We start from the raw sequence: 23,585 nt of genomic DNA, 5'->3' as shown, positions 1-23,585 counted from the left end.
CGCGAACGTCACCAACCACCGGCTGCACCAGGGACGGCAACAGCGGCCACCGATCCATGACCGGCCGTCGTCATCCCGATGGGTAAGCCGGTACGGCGCCGACGAAGACCGTAATGGGAATCGGCGGACCTTCACTGCGCTCGTCATCGGCGCCCTCGACCGCCTCGTCGTGTCCGGCAAGCAGAACATCCCGATCTGGCTCACCCTCGCCATCCTGCGTCATGCCGATGGACGCGCCCTGGCGCTCGGCGGCCCTCACCCGGAGGAGTTGCGGCGGATCGCGGCGAGCAGTGGCGGGGAGTCCCACGCCGGTTCGCCGCCGAACCAGCGTTGCACCGCCGGGGAGGGCGGCCGTATGCCGCCCAGCGTGTAGAGCGCGATCCCGAGCAGCGTTCCGCCAACGGCCAGACCGAGGCAGACCCAGAGGGCAACCCGGGCGCCCGCTGCGGGGCTGTCCCCGACGGTCACGGCGATGTACAGCAGGATTGGCGTGATCATGAACGCGGCGACCGCTCGCAGCAGTTCGATGATCGCGAACACCCGCTGGAGAGCGGCGTTGCGCAGCGAGAAGCCGGCGATGAACAGCGCCGGGGTGACCGTGGCGCCGACGCCGATCCCGATCAGTCCCGTTCCGATCAGCGTAGAGATGCGGGTGGGTGGGACGCTCATGGCGATGACCGCGATGCCCGCGATGAGCGAGAGCATCCCGGCCAGCGCGAAATAGTGTACTGCTCGCGTGGTGAACAGCTTTGCGAACACGATCGCGGCGATTACCGCCCCGCCGAACTCGGGCAGATAGAGGAGTCCCAGGTCCAGGGGCGAGTAGCGGTCCCGGAGCGCGGCGCCCGTCAACGCGATCGCGGGCAAGGAGGCTGCCGCCGCGGACATGGCTACCGCTATCCCGGCCACCGGTAGCGTGCTCGTGAGGGGGCGCACGATGAGCAGCGGGCGCCTGGCGCGGTACTGCTGGATCAGGAGGATGAGGATCAGCGCCACCCCCGCGGCCAGCGGCGCCAGCGCGGTGCCGTCGAGGGATTGGTGGGGCAGGAACTGCGAGGCTCCGTAGAACGCGGCCACACAGCCGGCGGCGGCCAGGCCGACCGCGATTGGGGAACGCGTGGCCGTAGGGTCGGCCGGCGGCACGTCCTGAAAGGTCAGCAGCGATAACACCAGCGCCACGGCGGCAATCCCCGTAACCACCCAGAACAGCGGCCGCCAGGCGTTGGCTTCAGCTTGGATGCCGGCGATCAACGGGCCCAGCGCGACCGCCCCGAAGATCGACAGGTTTAGGATCGCCGCCGTCGGCCGGAGCTTCGTCGGTGGGAATCCGGTGACGAGCGGCGGTACAGCGGCGATCAACAAGAGACTGGTGCACAGGCCCTGGAGTACGTGCCCGACGATGAACTGCGTCGGCTCGGTCGCTGCCGCCGCCAGCGCCGAGCCGATTACAAGGACCGTGGCATAGATGATCAGCATCCGGCGCTGGGGAAGATGCTGGGCGAGCTGCACCGACAGTACGGTGCCCAGCGCGTACCCGGCATTGGCCAGACCCTCCGCCAGATTCGTGGTCCCCTCGCTCATGGCGAGCTGCTTCGCGATGATCGGCATGAGCGGATCCAGTGCCGCCGACAGCACCAGATACGGAGCGAGCGCGGCGACGACCATCGCCGCGACCGCGGGATAATGGCTGGCCAGCGGACCTTCCCTCGTCATTTCGGCAGCCTCGCCATCCCTGCGGTCTCGCCAGCGGACCGGAGCGGATCGTGCTCGGCCGCAGGTCGCGGGCGCCGAGCACGATGCCTCTTCATCGGTCCAAGGGTCAGGGCACAAGATCACCCAGTTCGGTGGAGGATGGAGGCCGCTGGACGATCAATGATCCGTGTCGGCGGCACCGATCATCCCCACCCCAAGCTACCCGGCGAGACGGTCGTATGGACGCGATTGCGACGAAACGAGTGCGACCAGCGGGGAACTCGACCACCTACTGGCTGTCGTACCTGCCTGCCACCACGCCCGGCAGCCCGCAGCGTCGCTCCCGCGGCGTCGGTGTTGCATTGTCGATGGACGCGAGCCGGGGCAGGCTTCACCGGTGCGGCTGTCGACGGCGAAGACGCGGCATTCGGCGTCGGCGACCCGGGCGCTGAACAGCGCGGGCCTCCCAGCAATCGGGCATGGGACTCGCTGTGGCTCAATCGCCGAGCCACAGCGAGGCCCCACCGTCGCGTGCGCTAGGCCGCGACGTAGCCGTTGAACACGTGGACCCCGTCGTAAGCACCGCTCGAGTTCGCCCGGTTCGTGCTGAAGTACAGTTTGCCGTCGCTGATTCCTACGCCTTCGATCTCGAACTTGGCCGAGTATGCCGAGGAGGTGATGCGGAAGGAGAGGTCAGTGGCCGCGGGCGCGGTCCCTGTCGTCGTCGGCGACACGTTCCGGTAGACAAGCACGATGCTGCGGTTGTCCTTGGTCAGCGGGTAGTAGAGAACCTTCTTGGGCTCGTCATAGAAGAACCCCTGGTTGGCGAAGGTGCCCAGGTCCGGAACCGTGGCGCCATTGACGAGGGCGCCGTCGACCTGCAGGTTGAACGCCTGAGTCAGGTTGATAGTCCCGGAGGCGGCGCGCAGCGGAAGACTGCCGTTGTAGATCGTCCTGCCACTCTTGAACATGAACGTGATCGCGCTGCTGGTGACCGAGACTCGATTGATCCCAGACGGCGTCGATACAGCTCCGTTGAGACGCACCTGGTACGACCCGGCGTGGTAGTAGGTGGTGCCGTCGTAGCGGAGTTTCACGAGCTGCGCGCCGCTCGCGTTCATGGTGACGATGAACATGTGGTGCTGCCCATCGATGTCGACGATCGTCATGTCGTTGCCGTGCCCGAGCCAGGTGTTGGTCGACGTGTTGTTTGTGCCGTTCATCATCACCACTCGCGCACCGGTAGTCTTGTGGACACGGTAGATGACAGAGACGTCGTCGTAATTGGTGTGGTTTTTGATCGAGTAGAGGTAGGTGGCTCCGGCGGCGAAGCCCTGCACCCCGGTGCAGCAGCTCGTATCGGGCGTGCTGGCTATGTCGCTGTACGTGTTGTAATAGGCAGCTTGAGCTGCATTTCCAGACAGGACCAGCACACCAAGGACCATCGCGACCAGAATCGTCAGTCGCCTACCAAACCGCATGTTGTCCTCCCCAGACTTTGACGACCTGAGGCCGGGTGCCTCAGGTCGTCGAGTGCAGGCTATTGCGCGATGGTAGGGCGGTCAAGGCGGCGACGAGACTCACGGAAGTGCCCACGAAACGCTATCCGTGCCGCACACAGGAATGCCCGAGAAACGGTTGCGTCACCTGGTGGCGCTGTACTGGGCTACACGAACACGGCGGCAGGTGCTGGTCTCGTCCTGGCCGCGACCGTCCCGGTTCCCAGGTCGCGCAAACCCTACGGATGGGCGGTGGCGCTGCTCGTACTCGGCGGCTGGAGGCTCGCGGCCGTTATGGCCGGGTACCGGTGTTGCGCGCCCGCGACGCCTGACGTCGAGAGGTAGCGTGGCGGTGTGATGAGCGCGCAGGAGCGGTCCGGTGACATCGACCTGCCGGACCTGAAGCGGCAGGTCGGTCGGGTCGGGGTGTGGACGTCGGTATTTGGGTCGCAGTCCGCCGGGTTCGCGCGCGAGGCGGCGGCGGAGATCGAGCACCTGGGCTACGGTGCGCTGTGGGTGGGGGAGACGCCGTCGAACAAGGAGGCACTGGTCCACTCGGGAATCCTGCTCGGCGCCACCCGGCGGATGGTGATCGCCACCGGCATCGCCAACATCTGGGTCCGGGACGCCACCGCGGCCGCGAACGGGGCGAACGCGCTGGCCGAAGCGTACGACGGTCGGTTCCTGCTCGGCCTCGGCGTCAGCCACGCCCCGCTGGTCTCGGCCCGGGGTCACGACTACCGTAAGCCGCTGGCCGCGATCCGCGACTACCTCGACGCAATGGACGCCAGTCGGTACGACGGACCGCTGCCGCTGCGAGCCCCCCGGGTGCTCGCCGCGCTGCGGACCGGGATGCTCGAGTTGGCGGCGCGGCGTACCGACGGTGCGCACCCGTACTTCACCACTCCGGAGCACACCCTCCGGGCCCGGAAGATTCTCGGTCCGGAGCCGTTGCTGGCACCGGAGCAGGCCGTCGTCCTCGACAGCGACCCGGTCCGGGCCAGGGAGAGGGCCCGCAAGTACACCTCCCGGTACCTGACGCTTCCGAACTATGTGAACAACCTGCGGGACCTCGGCTGGGCCGAGCAGGATCTCACCGGTGGGGGCAGCGATGCCCTGGTCGACGCCATCGTGCCCTGGGGCGACCCGGCGAGTGTCGCCGAGCGGATCCGGGCGCACCACGGCGCCGGCGCGGATCACGTCTGCGTCCAGCCGCTCGTCGACCACCCGGATGACCTGCTGACGCAGCTGCGGGTCCTGGCGCCGCTGCTGCTGCGGGGCTGAGGCTCGCGCTCGCACTGGTGCAGCAGAAGTCGATAGACGCGCCAACCGTTACCGGCAAGGCCGAACTCTGTCGTGTCGACCAACGGTATCGCTGCGTGATGCACCGCTGGCGGCAAACGAGTTCATCGAACCTGGAGCAGCCCACGTTTGGCCATATAGGCTCGCAACGTCTCGGCGTCCTCGGTGGACATCAAGCGGCGTGGGATGACGGTCGCCGGCATCCGGCCGACGTACACGATCCAGAACTCAGGAGTGTCCCTTACCTGGGCGACCCCGTCCCAGGCGATGCCGCCGGACTCCGAGCCGCTGCGCATCATGATGTTGTCGTCGGTGATGTCGTAGGCGCCCTCGACAGCGTAGTGACTGGAGCGGCGCCGGGCGCGCGACCGCACCCACGGCGAGTACAGCATCGACAGCAGACCAGCCACGACCATCGCCATGGATAGCGACGAGATCTGGTCGCCCCACGCGAACCCCCACGAGAGAGCGAAACCGACCGCCCCGACCGCCGCCAGCACCGCGCCGATATAACCGTACCTGCGCAGCCGGACACTGCTTAACGCAGCGGCCACGCGGCCTGGATAGGCGGGATCGGCTGGGACGTCGAAACGGATGTGCACGCCAGAACGATAGTGCCCCCACCCGCCCCGGGCAGCGCCTGACTCGCGAGTCACGTCCACCGAGCGCTCCTGGTTCCGGACCAGCGGGCGGTGTATCGGACGTCCCGCGATCCCCACCGGCTCGGGTCTGGTTCCGTCGACAGCGCCTGCGCGAATGCGATGCCGACGTGCCGGTGGGCGGCGGACAGGTGCGTCGTCCAGGACGCCGTAGTCGGTGCGTCGCGATGGTTCGGCGGCGACGAGCGCCGGTTCCGGTTGCCCAGCGGAGGGCGTTCTCGGCCGGTCGGTCAGTCCGGTAGTTCGGTCAGCAGGAGCCGAAGTGTGCCGGCCGCGTTGGTCTCGGGGGAGGCGCGGCCGTCGCGCGTTCGGACCACGTACCGGTGGGGGGTGGTTACCGGGTCGACCACGGGAAGATCCAGGCTGTAGGGCCACTCCTGGGTCCGGCTGAAGCACAGGGTCCAATGGCTGGTGTACGGGCGCAATACGCGCAGGCGGGGCTCGTGGGACGCCAGGGCGAGAAAGGCCCGCAGCCGGATCCCCAACGGCCGTGCGCAGTGGTGCTCGTACAACCACAGCCAGCTGGACTCCCGACGATCGCCGCGTTCGCGTGCCTCGGCCAAGGCCACCGAGCCCAGGAACGGCCATGCTGCCGCAACCTGCCCGGGCCGGACCCCGGACAGCCACAGCCGCGCCGCAGCGGCCGCTGCCGAAAGATCCGTGGCATAGCCCTGCAGGAGGGTGGACCGGCCGGCGCGCAGCGCGAGGTAGAACTTCCGCTCCCACGGGCTCAGCAGCAGGTCTGCGCGCAACTCGCCGCTCTCCACACGCGCGGTGCGATGAGGATCCACGCCCTCCCGCGTACCTGTCCGAAGCGGTGCCGCCATCTCGTCGAACTCGGCCTGCCACGCGCGACGCGCGTCGCCCACCGCGACGACCTCCGGATACCAACGCCCCGCCTCACCCCAGACGCCCCGTGCATCGGCCACCGCTCAATGATGCGCGCGCGGAGCGAAGCGCGCGGCCCCCGTCACCAGCCAGGTAAACCGGCCACACAGTGTGATGGAGCCGGTTGGGTCGTGCCGCGCACGGGCGGCGGCGGGTGCGGACGACGAACAGTACGAGCCGGCCGCGTGACCTGCCCGGACGAAACGTTTCGGCAAGGACGACGTTGCCGGCGCCCGGAGGCGCCGGCAACGCTTGTGTCAGATGGGCCGGGTAAGGCGCGTGGCGATGCGGAGCCCGGTGAGTGTGTCGTTCATCCAGGGCACCCGCTCGTGGTGAAGCCCGGCGGTTATCTGGTCCGCCCAGACCTCGTACCGCTGCATCAGCGTGGCGGTGCGGGACCGTGCGCTGGTGATCAGGCAGTCGCCGAGCGGGTCACCGGGCAGATTCGACGAGTCGACCGCGGGCTCACAGGGCAGCTTGAGACTGACCTGGTTGCGCAGCGGGCGGCTGGGGTCGACAGAGCACGGCGAGCTCCCGCACAACGCGAAGTTCTCGCCCGCCTTCCCATAGGCGTCGCCTATCTTGGCATCCGTCGGCATGTTGACCGGAATCTGATACTGCCCGAACAGGTGCGCGGACAACACGTCGTCCGAGTCCAGTGCGTTGGGCAGGCCCAGCCGGGTGTACGCCTGGAGCAGCCGCGCCGCCGTGTTCATCTTCTTCAGCGCGGTGGGCACCGGTCCGCTGACCTGGGTGGTCAGCTCCCGAACCCGGTCGTACATGGACTTCTGCCGCGCCTGGAGGAAACCACGCAGGGTCGACGTCAGCGAGGCGTCCACCGCCGTGTTGTCCACCATCGCCGCTGCCCACGAGAAGGTGGAACGCCCGGATGGCCATTTCTGGGACAGGCCCTGCTCAGGCGAGGTTTCCCGGTCGCAGTTGAAAGTCAGGCAGTCTATTTTGTAGAGCTCCTCTTCGGGCCAGGTGTAGTGGGTGGTCCGCGAGTTCTGCCAGGGCGCGGTGGAGTTCAGCCGGAACCTGCTGTGGATATCCAACCGCAGGTTGCCCCAAAAGCGGATCATTCCGTGCTCGTAGCCGTCCGCGCGTACGAAGACCCAGCTCGGCGTGTAGCAGTAGCCGACCTCGGGCAACTCGCGTACGCCTGCCGGCGGCTCGCCAAGCCGCGGCGTGTACGCGTACTGGAGCATCCGCACCACGTTCGACATCTGGTCGTAGCTGACGTTGCTGGGACGGTCGATCGGGTCGGCGGCGCCGCTACAGTGCGGCACCGACGCCTCGTCGGCCTTCGCCGGCGCCGGAGCGAGCGGCTTGTCCGTGTCCCAGAACAGGTCGTAGGTCTTGGGCGTTTTCACCTGTATGCCGTTGGCGTCCGGCTCCCAGCGGACCTGGATTTCGTTGGTCCGGAAGGCGGCCAGCGCGGTCGACAACTCGTTGGTGGCCGCGACGTAGTCGTTGACCAGCCCCCTGATCAGGCTGTTGGCGTTGCCGTTGACCGGGTGGCCGAAGCTGGCCGCGAGGTCCATGATGCGCGTGCCCTCCGCCTCGATCTGCCCGGCGCGGCCGGCGCTGACCTGAGCGGCGTAGGCGGGGTTTTGCAGCAACAGCATGGCGTACGCCTGCGCGCCGAGGTTCCACACCGTCGGGTTGCCGACCGGCGTCGCTGGTTCGGCGATCGACGGGTCGCGCCAACTGGCTATCCGAGCCAGGTAGTTGATCGAGCGGGCCTCGCCGAAGCTGTTGAGCACGTTGGTCGGGTCGAGCGACGGGTTGTCGGCGTCGGTCTTGGGCACCACGAAGGAGGCGCCGCTGGCCAGCACCGTGGAGGTCAGATGGAACTCGTTCTCCGGACCCAGGAACTCGCCGTACGTCGGGATTGGCTGGCCGAAGTTCTCCAGGTAGCCGATGTACTGGTTGATGTCGGCGCGGGCGTCGTGCAGGACGGCGTCGCCGATCGCGGCCAGCACGGTGGCGGCGATGTCCTCCAGGCGCAGGCCGAGCTGAGCGACCTGCTGCTGTACGAGGGTGAGCTGCGCGGTGTTGCCGGCGATCGTCTCGTTCAGCCTGTCGAACTGGGCCATCATGTTCGCGTACACCGTGTTGATCTGAGCCTCGACGCGCGCGAAGCTGGCGCGCATCTGGTTGCCAAGGGCCCGTACTTCGTCGCGCAGCGCTTTGACCTGGGCAAGGATCTGCTGGTCCAGCGAAGGTCCGCTCTTGGCGAAGAGCCCGATGATCGACATCACGGCACCGAAGATGTTGCCGGTCATCGCCAATGTCGCGGTGCTGAAGATCGCGTCCACCACGCCGCGGCCGGCGATCGCCGCCGCGTACTTGGAGATCGTACTGACCGTGGTGAGGACCGCCTCTCCGATCACCTTGGCTTTCTTGGCGGCGTCGGGGTCGGCGAACCCGAGAATGGTGGAAACCATGCCCAATCCGGCTTTGATGTCGGAGATCGTCTGCTGCCGCGCCCTGTCCCGATCCTCGGCCTCCTTCTTGGCCGCCGCGGTGCACGCGGCGCTCGGTGGTCCGTCCGGCGGGCACTCGGGGTCGGTCTGGCCTATCTCAAAACGGATTTCCACGCTCATGTCGAGCAGTCGCGCGTGCAGGGATCCGAGCTGCTGCTCGGCCGCGTCGACATACGCCCCCGAGTCGCCCTGAAGCGCCAGGATCGCATCGAGGTCCACATGCGACAGCGCCGGGTCGTCCGTGAGCGCCTCGTAGGTGCTGGTCACGTCCACCCCGGACGGCGCACCGAGCACGGCGTTCCAGGCGGTGGCGAACGGCACGTTGGCTGCCCCCGTCTGCCGGACCGCGGACCACACCGCGGCGAGCGCGTCGTCGCGGCCGCGCAGCCACTGGGCGGTGCGCAACGCGCCGGACGCGAGCTCTTCGCGGGTGTCCCACGGTTCGACCGTCTTGCCGATCACAGCCCCGACCAGGCCGGTGATCTCCGGCGAGGTCCGGGTGTCGCCCCCGGGCGCGCCGAGCAGGATGTCGACGGACTTGAGCACCAGGTCCTGCTCGGGCACCAGCAGGTCGAACGCGGTCAGCGAGCTGTCGAGTAGCTGCTTGCGCGCCGTGAGCTGGGTCTGTGCCTGTTCGGCCGTGGCGTTCGGGCGCAGCCGGTGCCACTGGAGGAACTCGGCCGACAGTACGGCGGCCTTGATCCGATTGGCACCCTGGATATGACTCTCGGTGACCTGGCCGAAGGCTCGGTCGGTGAGCGCCGATTGGGGGACGGGGACTGGATTGGCCGCCGCGGGTGTGCCGAACAGCACGCTTGCCGCTGTGACTGCGATCATGGTCGCGACAGCAGTTCCGCGTCTCGCTGGCCAGGAACGTTTAATTGTCATAACGCGAAAGTATTCGGTAAATGTATAACGGTACTGAAACAATGTTGATTGGCCAGCTCAACGGCCGGTGTCGGGGAACAAAACTCCCGTATCGACTCGGGCAAGCCAGCGAAATCAACCGGGGAGTGGGAGGGGTGGTCTATTTCCTCTCGAGTGGTAGAAGTTCGGCGAATTGGGGCGATCGGGGAAAATGATCTCGTCGCCGAACGATGCGCGACCCTCTCGTGGATGGCCTGTTCATGTCATGGTTGGCCCATCGGATGGCTTGGGTGAGGCTCGGTGTTATCCCCTTGCCGTACCGTGCCGCGATCGAGCTCCAGGTGACAACTCCCCTGAGGGTGGAGATGCCATCGTTGATAGACATGAATGTCTGAATTGAAGTTGTTTTCGGCCGGATTGATGTGGTGGGCGGGGTCAGCTGCTGTGATCGCGGAACGGACAGCGGCCTCTTGGATTTGTCTGGGTGTCTTGGCTTCGGGGGTACCTATACCAATTAGCGACAGGATGTACGACATGACTTTCAGTGATTCGTCCCGGCCGCCGGTGTCGCTGGAGGATGCCGCGACCCTCGTGGCCGCGGTGGCGCATGTGCTGCGGCTCGGGCTCGGCGCCGCTTCTCCAATCAGCAGCCGGCGACCCACGCCCACCGGTCAGGCCACCGCGCTCGTCCGGGAGCGGGCCAGATAGAGGCCGCGGCCAGGGACGGCGCCGTTCCACATAGTGAACGCCACGAGGAACGTCGCGGCTAACACAGCCATCGTCGGGTCGGCGTAGTACAAGGCGGTCGCGGCGACCAGCGTGACCGGCAGTGCGACGCCGAGGACGAGGCGCGTGACGGACCCTCCCGGCCGGGCGGCGGTGGAGTCGAACCGGCTGAGCGCGGAGGTGAAGGGCGGCGTCCGTCGGGCGGTGCTGCCGGGCCAGAGGCGGCCCACGCCGGGGACGTCCACCAGGTACATTCGCCGGAAGCCGAGGCAGCGGCGCAGCTCGATCGCGAACTCAAGCCCGGCCGGCCCGCCCGCCAGCCTCTCGACGAGACGGCGGTCCCAGAGGATCCGCTGGTGCCACCGCCCGCCCTGACTGTCCACAATCTCCAACCAGAGCCCCCACGGGCCGGACCCCCGCCCGAGCACGGGCGTGGCAACCTGGGCACGGGCGATGCCCGGCTCGGGCCGGCGCCGCAGGGCGCCGGTCGCCCAGCGGCCCAGCCGCCAGGTCCACACCACGCCGAGCGCGACGCCGAACAGGAACACGAACTGGCTCCAGGAGTCGCGTTCGGTCACCCACAGGACCTCGAAACGGCTCTCGTCGACCGGCAGCGCGAACCCCGGATCCCGCGGGTCGTACCGGAACGGCACGCGGGTGCCTTCCGCGTACGCGGCTGGATCAGTAGGGGTCACACGCACGGTCGCAGTGCGTCCGTCGGGGGCCGTCACCGTAACGCCGATACTGCGGTCGCCTCCCCATCGCACCCGGGTCACGACGCCGTCCCCGGTCTGGCTGAGTCGGCTCTCCTGCGTGGCGTTGTAGCGGTCGTACTCGGAGATCGCGACGGCCAGTGCGGCGAGCGGTAGCAGCCAGCCGACGACGACCGTCTTCCAGAGGACCCGGTTGGGACGGGGTGGCCCGGCCGCTGACTTGGCCGCACGCAGCCGGTCGACCATGTCCGCCGTCCGGACCGCCGGCACCTGACCCGCCGGCGCCAGGGACAGCCGCGTGGCCACCTCAGCCGCGGTGGCGGCCCCCGCACGAGCCGCGTCCCGTGTTCCGCTGCGGATGCGCAACAACACCATCCCGGAGACCACGAACCCCGCGAGCATGACGAGACCGACCCCGAGTGGTGCGGGGAACCGCTCGGACTTCAACCAGGCGGTGGTTCCGTCCGGGCCGCTCACCGACGCCCGCTCCGTGATCTCGCCAGGGTGGCGCCCCACATAGATCGGCATGATGTCGATCCCTACGATTCGGACAGCGCCGTCGTCGGAGACGAAGGTCCCGTCGCAGCTCCACTCGTCGGGATCGACCTCGTCGCACGTGCTGACCCGGACTTGTCCGCTGGTTCCCCCGTGGTGTGCGAGATAGCCGTCAAGGCCCCACACGGTCAAGGCGAGGCCAGCGACGAGGGTGACCACCGCAAAGGTGGCGGCCCGCACAACTCCCGTTTCCAATGACCGCCGCCTCCCCGCAGACACCGCAGCGACCACGATTGTGTCTGTGCGCCGCAAGGGATGGGCATCCGGCCGGCGCACTCCCGGCGTACGGTGCCCACCCATCGTTCGGCATCCGAGTTCGCGCGGGGTGCCTACGGTGGGGTCTTGATCACGTCGACGCCTTCGGCGGTGGACCCCGCGTCGAAGACGGCGGAGGCGATCAGCCCTCCGGGCGGAACACTCGGGTGATCGGTCCGTACGCGTGGACTGAGGCCACGGCCATCTTCGCATGGTCCCGGCCGACACCGGCGGCATAGAGTGACGGCGTGGCCGTCGATGGAGTACGAGTCGGCGTCGACTTCGGAACGTCGAGGACCGCCGCCGTGCTGGCCGGTCCGGGAGCACAGACCAGGGCGCTGCTGTTCGATGGCGCACCGCTGCTGCCGTCGGCGGTCTTCGTCGACTCGGCCGGCGGGCTGCTGACCGGTCGCGACGCGCTGCATGCGGCGCGTAGCCAGCCGGAGCGGTTCGAGCCGGCACCGAAACGGTGTGTGGACCACGGCACGGTGCTGCTGGGCGAGCGGAGCGTGCGGGTGGTCGACCTGATCGCCGGTGTGCTGCACCGGGTCGCGGCCGAGGCCGAATTGGTCGCCGGGCAGCGGGTACGCCGGGCCGTTCTCACCCACCCCGCCTCCTGGGGCTCGGTACGCCGGCAGACCCTCCTCGCCGCCGCGTCCGCCGCGTTCGCCGAGCCGGCCCTGGTTACCGAGCCGGTCGCGGCGGCGAACTACTTCCTCACCGTCGCCGGCCGCCGACTGCCGCCCAATTCCGCCGCCATGGTGTACGACCTGGGCGCCGGCACCTTCGACGCCACGGTGGTCCGGCGCGGGACGGGCGGCTTCGAGGTGCTGGCCAGCGGCGGGCTGGACGACGTCGGCGGACTGGACATCGACGCCGCTCTGGTGGCCAGCCTCGGCGAGGTCTACCGGACTCGGGACGAGGCGGCTTGGCTCCGGCTGCTCGGGCCGACCACCGCCGCCGACCGACGGATGTCCTGGCTGTTCTGGGAGGACGTCCGGGCCGGCAAGGAGATGCTCTCCCGCACCTCCGGCGCCACGCTGCACGTGCCGATCGTCGACGAGGAGGCGCTGCTGAGTCGGGAGCAGCTCGACCGGCTCGCCGAACCGATCCTGGACCGGACCGTGTCGGTGGCGGCCCGGGTACTCGCCGCCGCCGGGGTGGCGCCGACCGAGCTGGCCGGATTGTTCCTCGTCGGCGGGGCGAGCCGGATGCCGCTGGTCGGTACGCTGCTGCATCGGCGGCTCGGCGTGCCGCCGGTGCTGGTCGAACAGCCGGAACTGGTGGTGGCCGGCGGCAGCGTGCACGCACCGCTGCCGGCCCAGCTCGATCCGCCGGCACCGACCCTACCGCCGGTCCGGATCGAGGAGCCGGCGCGGACTCCACCACCACCACCGCCGGCCGCGCCGACGTCGGTTGTCGCGGTTCCGCCGGAGCCCGTTGTCGCGATTCCGCTGTCGACCACGCCGCCGTCGGGTACCGGTGCGGTGCCGGAGATCCGGTCCGCGACTCCCGACGTACCGGGAATCCATCGGGGTCGGCGACTCGTTCTCGTGGCCGGTGTCGTGGTGGTGCTGGCGCTGCTTGGGTACGCGGTGTGGAGCATCGTGCCGGTGGACCTCACCGGCCGGTCCGGTGGTGCGCCATCCGGGGCCCCGGCTACCTCGGCGTCGTCGCCGCTACAGCCGACCGTGCTGGAACTGCCGGCCGGGACCGAGGCGCACACCGTGGTGCTGAGCCCGGACGGCGGGCGCCTCGCCGCGGTCGACGAGTACACCATCCAGACGTTCACGTTTCCCGAGCTGGCGCCGGTCGGGCGGCCGTTGCGGGTCGGCACGGAGAGCTACGGAGTTCCGGGCGGTCCGGTTCCGCCGGACACCAGGGTGGACTTCGCGGCGGCGGTGTTCAGCCCGGACGGGCGGACGATGGCCACGTACGCCTCGGAGCCCTTCCGGCGCGTCCAGGTCTGGGACGTGGCAACCGGCCGGCAGTTGAAAACGCTCAGCGACGACTGGTGGGCCTTCTGCCTGGCGTTCAGTCCGCGGAACGAGCGGCTTGTCGCCTGCGCCGGCTCGTATGATTCTGCGGTGCTGTGGGGTGTCCCCGGCTGGAACCGGCTCGGCGGGGTACAGAGCGGATCTCCGGAATCGATGCGGCACGCGGTGTTCAGTCCGAACGGCCGGCTGCTGGCCACCGATGGCGGTGGGGGAGCCGTCGTGATCTGGGACGCACGTACGCTCCGGCGGCTGGGCAGTTTCGCGGCCAGCGCGGTTCCGTTGTTGAACATCGATCCGCAGGCCGAGCCCGGGGTGGCGATCGCGTTCAGCCCGGACGGTGCGACCCTGGCTACCGGCGGGCGGGACGGCACCGTCCGGCTGTTCGACGTCGGCAGCCGCCGTCAGGTCGCCGTACTCGGTCGGCACGTCGGCGTTGTTACCGCCGTGGCCTTCGCCCCGGACGGCACGCTGGCCAGCAGCAGCGGACCGGAACGGATGATCCGACTGTGGAACCCGACCGCGCGCCGGCAGGTCGGATGGGTTCCCTGGGGTGGGCCGACGGGGGTACGGGGAGCGGGGCTGTCGTTCAGCCCGGACAGCCGTACCGTGCTGTTCTGCGTCGGCGACAGGGTGCACCGGTGGGACGTGCCGAGCCTGCGGGCGTACGCCGCGGCGTCTCCCGAACCGAGCGGCCCATAGGTCTCCACATCGTTCAGAACATTTCTTGACGGGCAGGGCGAACGCCGCGAGGGCCCCGACGACACCGCTGCTGGTGAGGGTCCAGCCAATCCTGCGGTTCGTCGCCGTTCGTCTGGTCGTGTGGCTGGTTCGGTTGGGCATCATCGTCGGCCCCTCGCGCCGGACAGGACGACAGTGGCGAGGACTGCGGCAACGGCGGTAGCGGCCAGTAGTGGTGGGACGAACAGCAGCGGTGCCGACAGTACGAGCAGCGTGAGCAGGGCGATCGGACGGTTTGGCGACACACGACCGAACACCGTGTGTTGTAGTCGGGCTCGTCCCAGTATGAACAGCGCGGGTCCGCCGAGGAGGACAGCGACCCACGCCGGGTGGCGGTGGTCGAGCGGGTGGTTGATGACGAGTTCGTTGCCGACTGCGCTGACGACGATGCCGGTCACCATCGTCAGGTGGGCGAGTGCCATGGGACGGGTCAGTCGCACGGGATCAGTGGCGGCGGCGATGGCTTCGTCCAGTACTTCTCCAGCCCGGTATACGTAGATTCTCCAGAAGAGCATGCTGGTGAGGATCGAGGTTGCGAAGGCGCCGGCTCGGTCGGCGGTGAACTCCGTCCGGGTGAATGTGAGCCCCGTGACGGTGATCAGCTCGCCGAGGGCGATGATAAAAGCTGGCGGTGACGGTCCGCCAGATGCTCGGCGGCGACGGGCCATTCGGATGCGGTCACCCGTCCGAGCCGTGGTGTGGGATACCGGAGTGTGAATGCGGCGAAGTCGACAGTTGCGGCGAGGGTCCACAGCACCGCACGTGCGGTGCCGACGGTGACACCGCCGGCGAACCAGAGGGCGGCGGTGCCGGTGGACCAGAGGAGTAGTCGCCATGCGGTGCGCCTTGTTCCTTCCTTCGCAGCGCCGTTCTGGATCTACGGGTAGCCGGAGCTTTGCTGCTGCTGTTCGGCATTCACATGTCCCGGCTGGTGCAACTCGGCGTTGATGTGGTCGTCCGCCGCGATGACGTGGTCTACCTCCACGCTGGTCGCGTCCCCATCCGGATACCAACGCCACTCGACCGACTGCTGATCCGCCTGATCGCTGAACCCATCGACCCCAACCCCATCTCCGCAGCCGTAGGCCCACACCCGTTCCTCTTCCCAGGTGCCGCCCCCGGACAGCCGATCACAACGAGTGCCATGCACCAACGGCTCCGCCGCCACGGCATCACCCCTGAACCGGGTCGGCAGACCGCGCTGCTCACCCTCGCCGCCGACCTTCCCGCGCCCATTGTCGCGGACCTGCTCGGCATCAAGGTGGACACCGCCCTGCGCTGGGCCGACCACACCGCACCCGAGTGGGCGTCGTACCTCAATGCCCGCAGCAGCACACCCACCCCAGACTAGGGCCGGTGATCGCCACTGCGCCTAGGCCGGCGCAGCTCGATCCGCCGACTACGAGTGCGTCCTGTCCGAGCCGCTGGTTCTGCGCGTCAGGATAGGTAGTCGATCTACGACGTGCTCCCGCTGCTGACCGATTGACCGCCGGTGACGGCAGGCGCATCCGTATCTGTGGCATCAGAAAGATTGCGGTCGATGTGGTCGGCGTGGAACAGCGCCTGCCCGAGTAGTCTCGAGACGAGGTGTGGTGTAGCGCGGGATCCGTCAGGGCTGCTTCCGACTGAACCTGTGCCGCTGAGGAGCCAACGGAGCCGAGGCACGGCCGGAGTTAGCGATGGGCTGAGAGATCCGCTGGAACTTGGTCGCCGAGCAGCCCGAGCGGAGGACAAGTACGGCGATCCGGACTAACGCCACGTCGACCGAGGTCATTCTGGCTGCGCCCGACTGACTAGCCGATCCAACGCGGCGCTGGACTTGCCGATGTAACCACGGTTACATTGGCGGGGTGCGAGATGTCAGGAGCGGGTCCGGGCCTGTCGGCGAGTGGGTCTTGCTGGCATACCGAGTGCCGCGGGAGCCGTCGACACCCCGGATCGCGATCTGGCGCAAGCTCAAGAATCTCGGGGTGGCACAACTCGGCGACGGCCTGGTGGCACTGCCCGCCGACGCGCGCACCCGAGAGCAGTTGGAGTGGACGGCCGACGACGTGTTGGCCGCCGGCGGCACGGCCAGTGTGTGGCTTGCCCGGCCCGGCTCGGCGGCGGCGGAAAAGGACCTCGCCGCGCAGATGGCCGCCGCCCGCGCGGGCGAGTACACGGCTGTGACCGCCGCCGCCCACACCTCCGAGAACCTGACTGGCGCTGCCCGGGTGGCTGTGGTGCGAAAGCTGCGCAACGAGCTACGCCGCATCGGCCGGCGCGACTTTTTCCCACCGGCGGAACGCGACGCCGCCCATGCCGCGGTACGCCACCTGGCCGAGACTGGCACCGACGTGGCGCGGGCAATGACGAACGTTGACGCGGCGCAGGGCCTGCCGTGAGGTGGGCGACCCGGGCCGGGGTGCACATCGACCGGGCGGCGTGTGCGTGGCTGATCCGCCGCCACGTCGACCCGGACCCGGAGTTCATCTTCGTCACGGATCCGGCCGAGGTCCCGACGGACGCGACTCCGTTCGACATGCGCGGGGTGGACCTGTCGCACCACGGCAGCGACTGCACCTTCGAGACAGTCCTGCGCCGCTACGCCCTCGACGATCCGGTGCTGTGGAAAATCGCTGAGATCGTGCATGAGGCCGACATCGACGATGCCCGCTACGACGCCCCCGAGGCCCCGGGGCTGGACGTCGTGCTGCGCGGGCTGTCCATGGTCAATGCCAATGATTATCGCGTTCTGGAGCTGACCGGCCCGTTGTTCGACGGCTTGTACGAGTACCACCGCCGGGCGCTGCTGCTCGGCCGCCCACCCGCCTGACCCGGAGAGACTTCAATGACGACGACCGACCACGACATGAACGCCGAACCGATCGGCCCGCCGCCGTCGGCCTCGGCGCAGCGTGCGAGCGGTGATGTGGTGCCGTTCGGCGCTGCCACGCGGGCCTGGTTCGCCATCTCGTTGCAGACCTTCGGTGGCCCGGCCGGGCAGATCGCTGTCATGCAGCGCCACCTCGTCGACGAGCGCCGCTGGATCGGGCAAAACCGATTCCTGCACGCCCTCAACTACTGCATGCTGCTGCCCGGCCCGGAAGCGCAACAGCTCGCCATCTACGTGGGGTGGCTGCTCAACGGTCTGCGCGGCGGTCTGGTCGCCGGCACTCTGTTCGTCCTGCCCGGCCTCGTCGCGCTACTCGCCCTGTCGGTGATCTACGTCCGTTTCGGTGACACCACCGCCGTCACCGCACTGTTCGCCGGGCTCGCCCCGGCCGTGGTTGCCGTCATCGCCCAAGCCGTGTGGCGCGTCGGCACCCGCGCCCTGGCCAACCCGGTGCTGATCGGCTTCGCCGTCGCCGCGTTCACCGCTCTGGCCGTGTTCGGGGTGCCCTTCCCGGCCGTCGTCGCCCTCGCCGCTCTCGCCGGATGGGCGCTCTACCGCTGGCGCCCCAGCCTGGCCGCCTCCGGTGGCGAACGCAAGGCCAGCAAGGACGGCCCGGCGCCGCTGATCCCCGACGACGCCCTGCACCACGATCAGCCGTCAGCCCGCCGCACCGCCACCGTCCTCACCGTCGGCCTGATCGCCTGGTTCACACCGGTCGCCCTCGTCGCCGCGACCACCGGAATCGGCAGCGTCTACACCCAGCAGGGACTGTTCTTCTCCGGCACCGCCGTGGTCACCTTCGGCGGCGCCTACGCCGTCCTCGCCTACGTCGCTCAACGGGCCGTCGAGGACTACGGCTGGCTGTCCGCCGGCGACATGGTCCGCGGCCTAGCCCTGGCCGAGTCCACCCCCGGACCGCTGATCATGGTGGTGCAGTTCGTCGCGTTCCTCGGCGCCTACCACCACCCCGGCATCCTCAACCCGTGGACCGCAGGCGTCGTCGCGTCCCTGCTCACCACGTGGGTCACCTTTGTGCCCTGCTTCATCTTCATCCTGCTCGGAGCCCCCTACGTCGAACGCCTCCGGGGTAATCGATCGTTGTCCGCGGCCCTGACCGGCATCACCGCCGCCGTAGTCGGCGTGATCGCCAACCTCGGTCTCTACTTCGCCGTCCACACTCTCTTCGGCGTCAGCCGCACCCTGACCACCGGGCCACTGCACCTCGAACTGCCCGATCTCACTTCCCTACGGCCGGTGCCGGTCGCGATCGCCATCATCGCCAGCGTGCTCATCTTCGCGCTCAAGTGGTCCGTGCTGCGCGCTCTGGCTGTCAGCGCCGCCCTTGGCCTCGCCGCCACACTCATCGGGCTGCCCGTCACGTGACGGCCGAGCGACAAGCTACCTTCCACCGCGGCAAACCAGCTCAGAGGCGGCAGCCGCCTCGACGCCGTGGCGCGCCCGACCGCCCGATATACCCGACGAACGTGTCACCCGCAACAAGCGCGCCTCCTCTCGATGGGGGCCAACTGCACCTGCCCGCCGCCAGTTGGGCAAGACGGCGGGCGGACGTGCCATGTCGCGCCGGAATCGTCGTCAGGCCGCCGCAGGATGGTCCGCGCCTGTCTCGATGATGCCGCCGACCGATCGACGATTGCCCACTGCTGCGCCATAGGGTTCAACCGTGCAGACCTCGCCGGCGCCCGGCCGCCGCGCTGTCCGTTCCTCGCTGCCCCTGGCGTTCGTCGCTGGCGCGGCCGTCGGCGTGCTCGGCGGGATGATCGGTCTCGGCGGCGCTGAGTTCCGCCTGCCTCTGCTGATCATGCTGTTCGGGTTCGCCGCTCTGCAGGCCGTGATCCTCAACAAGGCCCTCAGCCTGGTCGTCGTTCTCACCGCCCTGCCCGCCCGGCTCGCCGCGGTCCCGCTGTCCACACTGCTCCCGCACTGGAGCGTGGTCGTTAACCTCCTGGTCGGCAGTCTCGCCGGCGCCTGGGTCGGGGCCTCCTGGGCGACCCGGATGCGCTCGTCGACGCTCTACCGGATCCTGGCGGTGCTGCTCGTGCTCATCTCCTTTGCCCTGATCGGCAACCACGTCGGCACGCTCCACCACATCAACCTGCCCCCGGCCACCATCCTGATCGTGGGCGTGATCGCCGGGTTCTTCATCGGCATCGTCGCCGCGATCATGGGCGTCGCCGGCGGTGAACTGCTCATCCCCACGATCGCGCTGCTGTTCGGCACCGACATCAAAGTTGCCGGCAGCCTGTCCCTGGTCGTCTCGCTGCCAACCATGCTCGTCGCCTTCGCCCGCTACAGCCGCGACGGCAGCTTCACCGTGCTGCGCCGCCATGCCCGCCTCACCGCGGTGCTCGCCGCCGGATCGGTCACTGGCACCGTCCTCGGCGGGCTGCTGCTCGGCGTGGTCCCGGAGACGGTGCTGGTTCCGTTCCTCGCACTCCTGCTGTTGCTCTCCTCGATCAAGGTCTGGCGGCACGCCACCTCCGAGTAACGCAACCACCAAGCAGGTGCCTCTACTCCGTAGTCCGGTAGAGCTGCAGCTAACGCCTTCGGGCGACGGCACCGGCATGCCCACAGCATCCGGGCCACCTCCGACCTCCCACCGCACAGGCACACCAGCGCGGCGACACTCGCATTCACCCGAAATCAAGATCCGGGAATACCGCGCATCCCAAATATTCCTGCTGCCGGCCCACGCGACGCGAATCCTCGCCCGCGCCCGGCTGCACGTGGTCTGGCGCTGCTGGCAAGACGGCGTACCACACCACCGGCTGAGGTCGTCACGCTAAGTGGTCGGCCCCCCGGTGTCGGCCGACGTCCGGACATGCCGATGTCCGCACATGTGATCGAGGCGGCGGCGGGACGCTCGGAACTGCCGTTGACAGGGCATCCGATCAACATCGCTGGGTGAGCGCAATGCACCCTCTCCATAGCAGTATTGCCCTAGCTCCTCGGGTCGAGTCGATTGCTGCCGCTCAGGAATGGATCACGCCATGCCTCACTCCCAGCTCGCCCAGTCTGGCGGTGGCGACACTTCGGAGGAAACGGTCATCGTGGTGGGCGCAGGCATCGTCGGCGCCTCGGTGGCCTATCACGCCGCCCGGGCCGGTGCCGTCGTGACCCTCGTCGACGCCGGGCGGCCGGGTGCCGGCGTGACGGCAGACTCGTTCGCCTGGGTCGGAGCGTCCGGCGTACGCACCGGTCCAGCCGCCGCGCTGCGGGCGACCGCGACGGAGGAGTACCGCCGGCTCGAGGCCGAACTCCCAGGACTTCCGGTGACCTGGTCCGGCTCTCTGTCCTGGGGCACGGCGGACGGCGCGCCGGAGGCGGGGCCCGGGCAGGAGATTGTGAACGCGGCCGCCGTGGCGACGCTCGAGCCCACCCTGCGGCAGCCCCCGGAGTGGGCCGTCTGGGCACCCGGTGACGGCTCCGTCGATTCGGTGGGCGTGACCGAGCGGCTGGTCGCGGGTGCCCGCGCCCACGGCGCCAGGGTCCATCCGGACACCCCGGTCACCGCGGTCCGCCGGGACGCCGCGGGTCGGGTCGTCGGGGTCGAGACGGCCGCAGGACCCCTGTCCGGTGCGACTGTGGTGCTCGCGGCAGGGGTGGCCACGGCCGCGCTGGGCGCGCCGCTCGGTATACGCGTCCCGGTCGACCCGTCGCCGGCGACGCTCTTTCGGCTCCGCGCTCCGGCCGGTCTAGTCCGCACCGTGGTCAACACTCCGGACTTCGATCTGCGGCAGGTCGCCGCGGACCGGCTACTCGCCGCCGCGGACTCGCCCGAACGGACTCTCGCCGCCGTCCGGTCCACCTTCCGCGGTGCCGCGAACGTCGAGCTGCTCAGCACCCGGGTCGGCGTACGCCCCATGCCGGTCGACGGCGAGCCGATCGTCGGCCCTGTCGCCCCGGTGTCCGGCCTCTACGTGGCGGTGCTGCACTCCGCGGTCACGCTCGCCCCGGCCGTGGGCCGCCTGGTCGCGCGGGAGCTGGTCGACGGCGCCGTCGAGCCGATACTGGCGGGCTGCCGTCTCGACCGCTTCTAGGCGGGGCTGACAGAGGTGTGTCTGTCTGGCTCGATGAAGACGCCGAGCCCTGCGCCAACTGGGTCAAGAGCTGAGGCGGGCCATCCGCTCCTGGTGAGCGCCGTTCGCAACCACGTCCGCCATTGAACGTCGGCGCCTGCCGCCGCATGGAGCGGATTGGAACACCGAGGGCCAAGGACGTGGGATCTTGACGCGCGCTCATACCGCGATCCGCCGCGTCCCGCAACGTGACGGCGCACCGCAGTCGCCCGGAACGCCGAACAGGGTGCGTCACCTGCGATCTTCCCCGCACGGCTGCCGCGTCCGCCGGACTGTTCCTGCCCGTCGGCCCTGATTCCCACGGCCGTCGCGACTCCACGTTCGCCGATGGCGATGTCCGAATACCGTTGTTTCTCCTGGAGCTCGCGTGGCGACAATTCCGTCTACCGGGCGACTGCCATATCCCTGTACCGGCGGTGATGTGTCCGGAGATCCTTGCCTTCGCCCTCTACAGTGGAACTTGCACCGATAGCGTCGACGGTGCGGTCCGATTACCAAGGACTCGAGCGAGGTGCCGGTGGGTGAAGCGTGTGAGTCGGTAGATTGGAATCCGCTTGGCTCGGCCGGGGCACACTCCCAGCTGGCCGGCGTGGTCGCTGGTCTCGTCTTCGCTGGCATAGTCATGCTAATCGATAGAGGGACGCCGAAACGTCCCTCGGCCGAGGCGTTGACCATGTTCATCGCCGGCCTGGTCACGTTCGCTCTAGACAGTTTTCTCTTTGGCGTCATCGCCGGTGAACGGACCTGCCCCCGGGTCTGGACGGAGACAACGGTGGCGGCCGGGATGCTTGGGGTAGGCTCGCTCACCCTGTTCACCGGCTTAGCATGGCTGATCGCCGGGCGCAGCGAGTTCGAATCCCCGCTCCAGTTCATCCGGGTGACTGCGTACGGTCTGTCCTTGGTGACGGTCGGGCAGTTGACGGTGACCGCGCACGACTATCTGAGGGATGTCCGGCCCGAGGGCACGTACCCCTGGCTCGACTGGCTGGTCCGGGCATGGTCGGCGCTGATCGCGCTGGTCGTCGTCGGGCACGCGTTTGCTCCCCGACTTCGTTACAAGGCGCATCGGGCGGTGAACCACGCGGCCTACCTCGGGATTGCCTACGTCCTCAGCTGTGCCCTCATCTTCGGTCTGTTGACCGCCGTCGACCGAAGCTACTGGGCGGACGGGGTCTCGCCAGGCGTATTCATCGCAGCCGCTCTCCTGTCGGTCATGCTGCCTGGCCTAGTGGTCGTCGTCCAGTTGATGGCCTTCCCGTCGGCGACGGTGGCGGTTCGACCGCCGGTCGCTCCGACGCTGCCCGCTTCCCGCGAGCCGTCGCCTCCGCATGGCAAGCCGCCGGCCGGGGAAGCCTCGGTTGGCTCCGAGTCGCCGTCGGCGGTTGGCCGACCTGCCGACAACATCGAGTGATCCGCCCAGGCAGCGGCGCCGTACAAGACGATCTGCCGGTCGCGAATCAGATCGCGCGGGCGAGTTCGGTGAACGTTGCGGCGACTCGCCGCTTGGGTGTTGCGTCGTGTCCGAGCTCGTAGTGTCCGCGTTGCAGGTTCTGCATGAAGGCGTGTCTGGCGATGATCGCTTGTGCGGTCTGGTCGGTCCGTAATCCGCACATCAGTCGTAACCGGTGTTTGAGCTGACCGTGGTCGGCCTCGACCGGGTTGTTGGCATGCCGCTCGACGTGATGCCAAGCCGTCGGAACGAGCTCGTCGAGTACGGCGGGGTAGACCGGCGCGGCGTCGGTGACTACCTCGGCGGTGTCACTTTCAGTGTCCGCAGTGCCCGTGGGAAGTAGCGGCGGGCCACGGCGGCGTCCCGGCGAACGGAGACGAGCACGGTTGGCACCGAAAACTCCCTGCGAAGGGCGGCAGGGAGTTCTACGCCTATACAGCGCCTGGCTTCCTGCCTATGACTGCCGAGCTGGTCTGCGCAGGGTGGTGCTGGGACCGCGTGGTCCGCCGCGAGGTGCGGCAGCCCGACCACCGGCTCGCATATGTGCAGACTCGGATGCGATACCGCGACGCCAGCGACGAGCGTCCAGCGCTGTCGCGAGGTGGAACAGGATCGTCTGCACCAGGTGGTAATAGGCAGGCCCTGTGACTGCGTCCCCGAGCTGGGTCAACAGCAGCTGCCGCGCCCGCCCGGTCGAGGTCGCCGGCTGCGTCGTTGCCCCAGACATCACCGTCGCCAGCCTGGCGGCAGCAGGGCTGTGACCGAGCGCCACCTCGGTGGGAC

General features: G+C 68.8%; 20 protein-coding genes and 1 pseudogene. 11 read left to right on the top strand and 10 right to left on the bottom strand.

Going from position 1 to position 23,585, the window contains the following annotated elements; all coding sequences use genetic code 11:
* Nucleotides 1-145: 145 nt before the first annotated feature.
* A pseudogene (locus ACFP2T_RS35320) lies at nt 146-214 on the top strand (GlsB/YeaQ/YmgE family stress response membrane protein); the annotation flags it as partial.
* A gap of 41 nt (nt 215-255) precedes the next feature.
* Here ACFP2T_RS35320 and ACFP2T_RS35315 read toward each other — a convergent pair.
* Complete coding sequence (locus tag ACFP2T_RS35315) at nt 256-1,713, bottom strand: MFS transporter (protein WP_377429579.1); 1,458 nt, start codon at nt 1,711-1,713, stop codon at nt 256-258.
* A gap of 515 nt (nt 1,714-2,228) precedes the next feature.
* Nucleotides 2,229-3,173, bottom strand: a complete 945-nt coding sequence (locus ACFP2T_RS35310) for a hypothetical protein (protein ID WP_377429577.1) — start codon at nt 3,171-3,173, stop codon at nt 2,229-2,231.
* Nucleotides 3,174-3,548: 375 nt separating this feature from the next.
* On the opposite strand from ACFP2T_RS35310, the gene ACFP2T_RS35305 reads away from it, so the two are divergent.
* Nucleotides 3,549-4,475 carry an LLM class F420-dependent oxidoreductase gene (locus ACFP2T_RS35305; protein ID WP_377429575.1) on the top strand — a complete coding sequence of 309 codons (927 nt, stop codon included), beginning with the start codon at nt 3,549-3,551 and terminating at the stop codon, nt 4,473-4,475.
* 122 nt (nt 4,476-4,597) lie between these two features.
* On the opposite strand, the gene ACFP2T_RS35300 is transcribed toward ACFP2T_RS35305, so the two are convergent.
* From ACFP2T_RS35300 to ACFP2T_RS35290, 3 genes are all read right to left on the bottom strand, one after another.
* The gene (locus tag ACFP2T_RS35300; protein WP_377429573.1) at nt 4,598-5,095 is read right to left on the bottom strand and encodes a YcxB family protein; all 498 of its coding nucleotides are present in this window, start codon (nt 5,093-5,095) and stop codon (nt 4,598-4,600) included.
* 287 nt (nt 5,096-5,382) lie between these two features.
* Nucleotides 5,383-6,081: a DUF6193 family natural product biosynthesis protein gene (locus tag ACFP2T_RS35295; RefSeq protein ID WP_377429571.1), complete on the bottom strand. Its 699-nt coding sequence runs from the start codon at nt 6,079-6,081 to the stop codon at nt 5,383-5,385.
* A 216-nt stretch (nt 6,082-6,297) separates the two neighbouring features.
* Nucleotides 6,298-9,459: a hypothetical protein gene (locus ACFP2T_RS35290; protein ID WP_377429569.1), complete on the bottom strand. Its 3,162-nt coding sequence runs from the start codon at nt 9,457-9,459 to the stop codon at nt 6,298-6,300.
* Nucleotides 9,460-9,930: 471 nt separating this feature from the next.
* On the opposite strand from ACFP2T_RS35290, the gene ACFP2T_RS35285 reads away from it, so the two are divergent.
* Entirely contained in the window at nt 9,931-10,104 is a 174-nt protein-coding gene (locus ACFP2T_RS35285; RefSeq protein WP_377429567.1) for a hypothetical protein, read from the top strand.
* On the opposite strand, the gene ACFP2T_RS35280 is transcribed toward ACFP2T_RS35285, so the two are convergent.
* A complete protein-coding gene (locus tag ACFP2T_RS35280) occupies nt 10,068-11,363 on the bottom strand; it encodes a hypothetical protein (protein WP_377429565.1) in 1,296 nt (431 codons plus the stop codon). The two genes, ACFP2T_RS35285 and ACFP2T_RS35280, sit on opposite strands and share 37 nt — an antisense overlap.
* 530 nt (nt 11,364-11,893) lie before the next feature.
* On the opposite strand from ACFP2T_RS35280, the gene ACFP2T_RS35275 reads away from it, so the two are divergent.
* Entirely contained in the window at nt 11,894-14,341 is a 2,448-nt protein-coding gene (locus ACFP2T_RS35275) for an Hsp70 family protein (RefSeq protein WP_377429563.1), read from the top strand.
* 140 nt (nt 14,342-14,481) lie between these two features.
* Here the strand turns inward: ACFP2T_RS35275 and ACFP2T_RS35270 are convergent, their stop codons facing one another.
* The 3 genes from ACFP2T_RS35270 to ACFP2T_RS35265 are packed head-to-tail and all read right to left on the bottom strand — an operon-like array spanning nt 14,482 to nt 15,530.
* Nucleotides 14,482-15,048 carry a low temperature requirement protein A gene (locus tag ACFP2T_RS35270; RefSeq protein ID WP_465264281.1) on the bottom strand — a complete coding sequence of 189 codons (567 nt, stop codon included), beginning with the start codon at nt 15,046-15,048 and terminating at the stop codon, nt 14,482-14,484.
* Nucleotides 14,979-15,257: a low temperature requirement protein A gene (locus tag ACFP2T_RS48180; RefSeq protein WP_465264282.1), complete on the bottom strand. Its 279-nt coding sequence runs from the start codon at nt 15,255-15,257 to the stop codon at nt 14,979-14,981. The genes ACFP2T_RS35270 and ACFP2T_RS48180 overlap by 70 nt, the downstream gene beginning before the upstream one ends.
* Nucleotides 15,258-15,530 carry a hypothetical protein gene (locus tag ACFP2T_RS35265; protein WP_377429561.1) on the bottom strand — a complete coding sequence of 91 codons (273 nt, stop codon included), beginning with the start codon at nt 15,528-15,530 and terminating at the stop codon, nt 15,258-15,260. It lies immediately after the preceding gene.
* Here ACFP2T_RS35265 and ACFP2T_RS35260 point away from each other — a divergent pair.
* The 7 genes from ACFP2T_RS35260 to ACFP2T_RS35230 all read left to right on the top strand — a co-directional run bounded on the left by ACFP2T_RS35260 (nt 15,525) and on the right by ACFP2T_RS35230 (nt 22,763).
* Nucleotides 15,525-15,731, top strand: a complete 207-nt coding sequence (locus ACFP2T_RS35260; protein WP_377429559.1) for a hypothetical protein — start codon at nt 15,525-15,527, stop codon at nt 15,729-15,731. The two genes, ACFP2T_RS35265 and ACFP2T_RS35260, sit on opposite strands and share 6 nt — an antisense overlap.
* Nucleotides 15,732-16,230: 499 nt before the next feature.
* Entirely contained in the window at nt 16,231-16,764 is a 534-nt protein-coding gene (locus tag ACFP2T_RS35255) for a Chromate resistance protein ChrB (RefSeq protein ID WP_377429557.1), read from the top strand.
* Nucleotides 16,761-17,195 (top strand): chromate resistance protein ChrB domain-containing protein, encoded by a 435-nt coding sequence (locus tag ACFP2T_RS35250; protein ID WP_377429555.1) that lies wholly within the window; start codon nt 16,761-16,763, stop codon nt 17,193-17,195. The genes ACFP2T_RS35255 and ACFP2T_RS35250 overlap by 4 nt, the downstream gene beginning before the upstream one ends.
* A 15-nt stretch (nt 17,196-17,210) precedes the next feature.
* A complete protein-coding gene (gene chrA, locus ACFP2T_RS35245; protein WP_377429553.1) occupies nt 17,211-18,638 on the top strand; it encodes a chromate efflux transporter in 1,428 nt (475 codons plus the stop codon).
* A gap of 298 nt (nt 18,639-18,936) precedes the next feature.
* Nucleotides 18,937-19,761 (top strand): sulfite exporter TauE/SafE family protein, encoded by an 825-nt coding sequence (locus ACFP2T_RS35240; protein ID WP_377429551.1) that lies wholly within the window; start codon nt 18,937-18,939, stop codon nt 19,759-19,761.
* A gap of 502 nt (nt 19,762-20,263) precedes the next feature.
* Nucleotides 20,264-21,313 carry an NAD(P)/FAD-dependent oxidoreductase gene (locus tag ACFP2T_RS35235; protein WP_377429549.1) on the top strand — a complete coding sequence of 350 codons (1,050 nt, stop codon included), beginning with the start codon at nt 20,264-20,266 and terminating at the stop codon, nt 21,311-21,313.
* Nucleotides 21,314-22,025: 712 nt separating this feature from the next.
* On the top strand, nt 22,026-22,763 hold the full coding sequence (locus tag ACFP2T_RS35230; protein ID WP_377429547.1) for a hypothetical protein: 738 nt from the start codon (nt 22,026-22,028) through the stop codon (nt 22,761-22,763).
* Between the two features lie 46 nt (nt 22,764-22,809).
* Here the strand turns inward: ACFP2T_RS35230 and ACFP2T_RS35225 are convergent, their stop codons facing one another.
* Entirely contained in the window at nt 22,810-23,241 is a 432-nt protein-coding gene (locus ACFP2T_RS35225) for a DDE-type integrase/transposase/recombinase (protein WP_377429605.1), read from the bottom strand.
* Nucleotides 23,242-23,585: the final 344 nt, after the last annotated feature.

The organism is Plantactinospora solaniradicis (assembly GCF_042658085.1).
In the GTDB taxonomy this organism is placed as follows: Bacteria; Actinomycetota; Actinomycetes; order Mycobacteriales; family Micromonosporaceae; genus Plantactinospora; species Plantactinospora solaniradicis.
The sequence above is the reverse complement of the archived record's forward strand: the minus strand, read 5'-3'. Positions and strand labels throughout refer to the sequence as shown.

Coding starts and splice junctions, on each gene's coding strand:
- ACFP2T_RS35285 (WP_377429567.1), top strand. CDS start 9,931: ATGACTTTCAGTGATTCGTCCCGGCCGCCGGTGTCGCTGGAGGATGCC.
- ACFP2T_RS35305 (WP_377429575.1), top strand. CDS start 3,549: ATGAGCGCGCAGGAGCGGTCCGGTGACATCGACCTGCCGGACCTGAAG.
- ACFP2T_RS35270 (WP_465264281.1), bottom strand. CDS start 15,048: ATGGCCCGTCGCCGCCGAGCATCTGGCGGACCGTCACCGCCAGCTTTT.
- chrA (WP_377429553.1), top strand. CDS start 17,211: ATGACGACGACCGACCACGACATGAACGCCGAACCGATCGGCCCGCCG.
- ACFP2T_RS35260 (WP_377429559.1), top strand. CDS start 15,525: ATGCACCAACGGCTCCGCCGCCACGGCATCACCCCTGAACCGGGTCGG.
- ACFP2T_RS35280 (WP_377429565.1), bottom strand. CDS start 11,363: ATGCCGATCTATGTGGGGCGCCACCCTGGCGAGATCACGGAGCGGGCG.
- ACFP2T_RS35315 (WP_377429579.1), bottom strand. CDS start 1,713: ATGACGAGGGAAGGTCCGCTGGCCAGCCATTATCCCGCGGTCGCGGCG.
- ACFP2T_RS35230 (WP_377429547.1), top strand. CDS start 22,026: ATGTTCATCGCCGGCCTGGTCACGTTCGCTCTAGACAGTTTTCTCTTT.
- ACFP2T_RS35235 (WP_377429549.1), top strand. CDS start 20,264: ATGCCTCACTCCCAGCTCGCCCAGTCTGGCGGTGGCGACACTTCGGAG.
- ACFP2T_RS35310 (WP_377429577.1), bottom strand. CDS start 3,173: ATGCGGTTTGGTAGGCGACTGACGATTCTGGTCGCGATGGTCCTTGGT.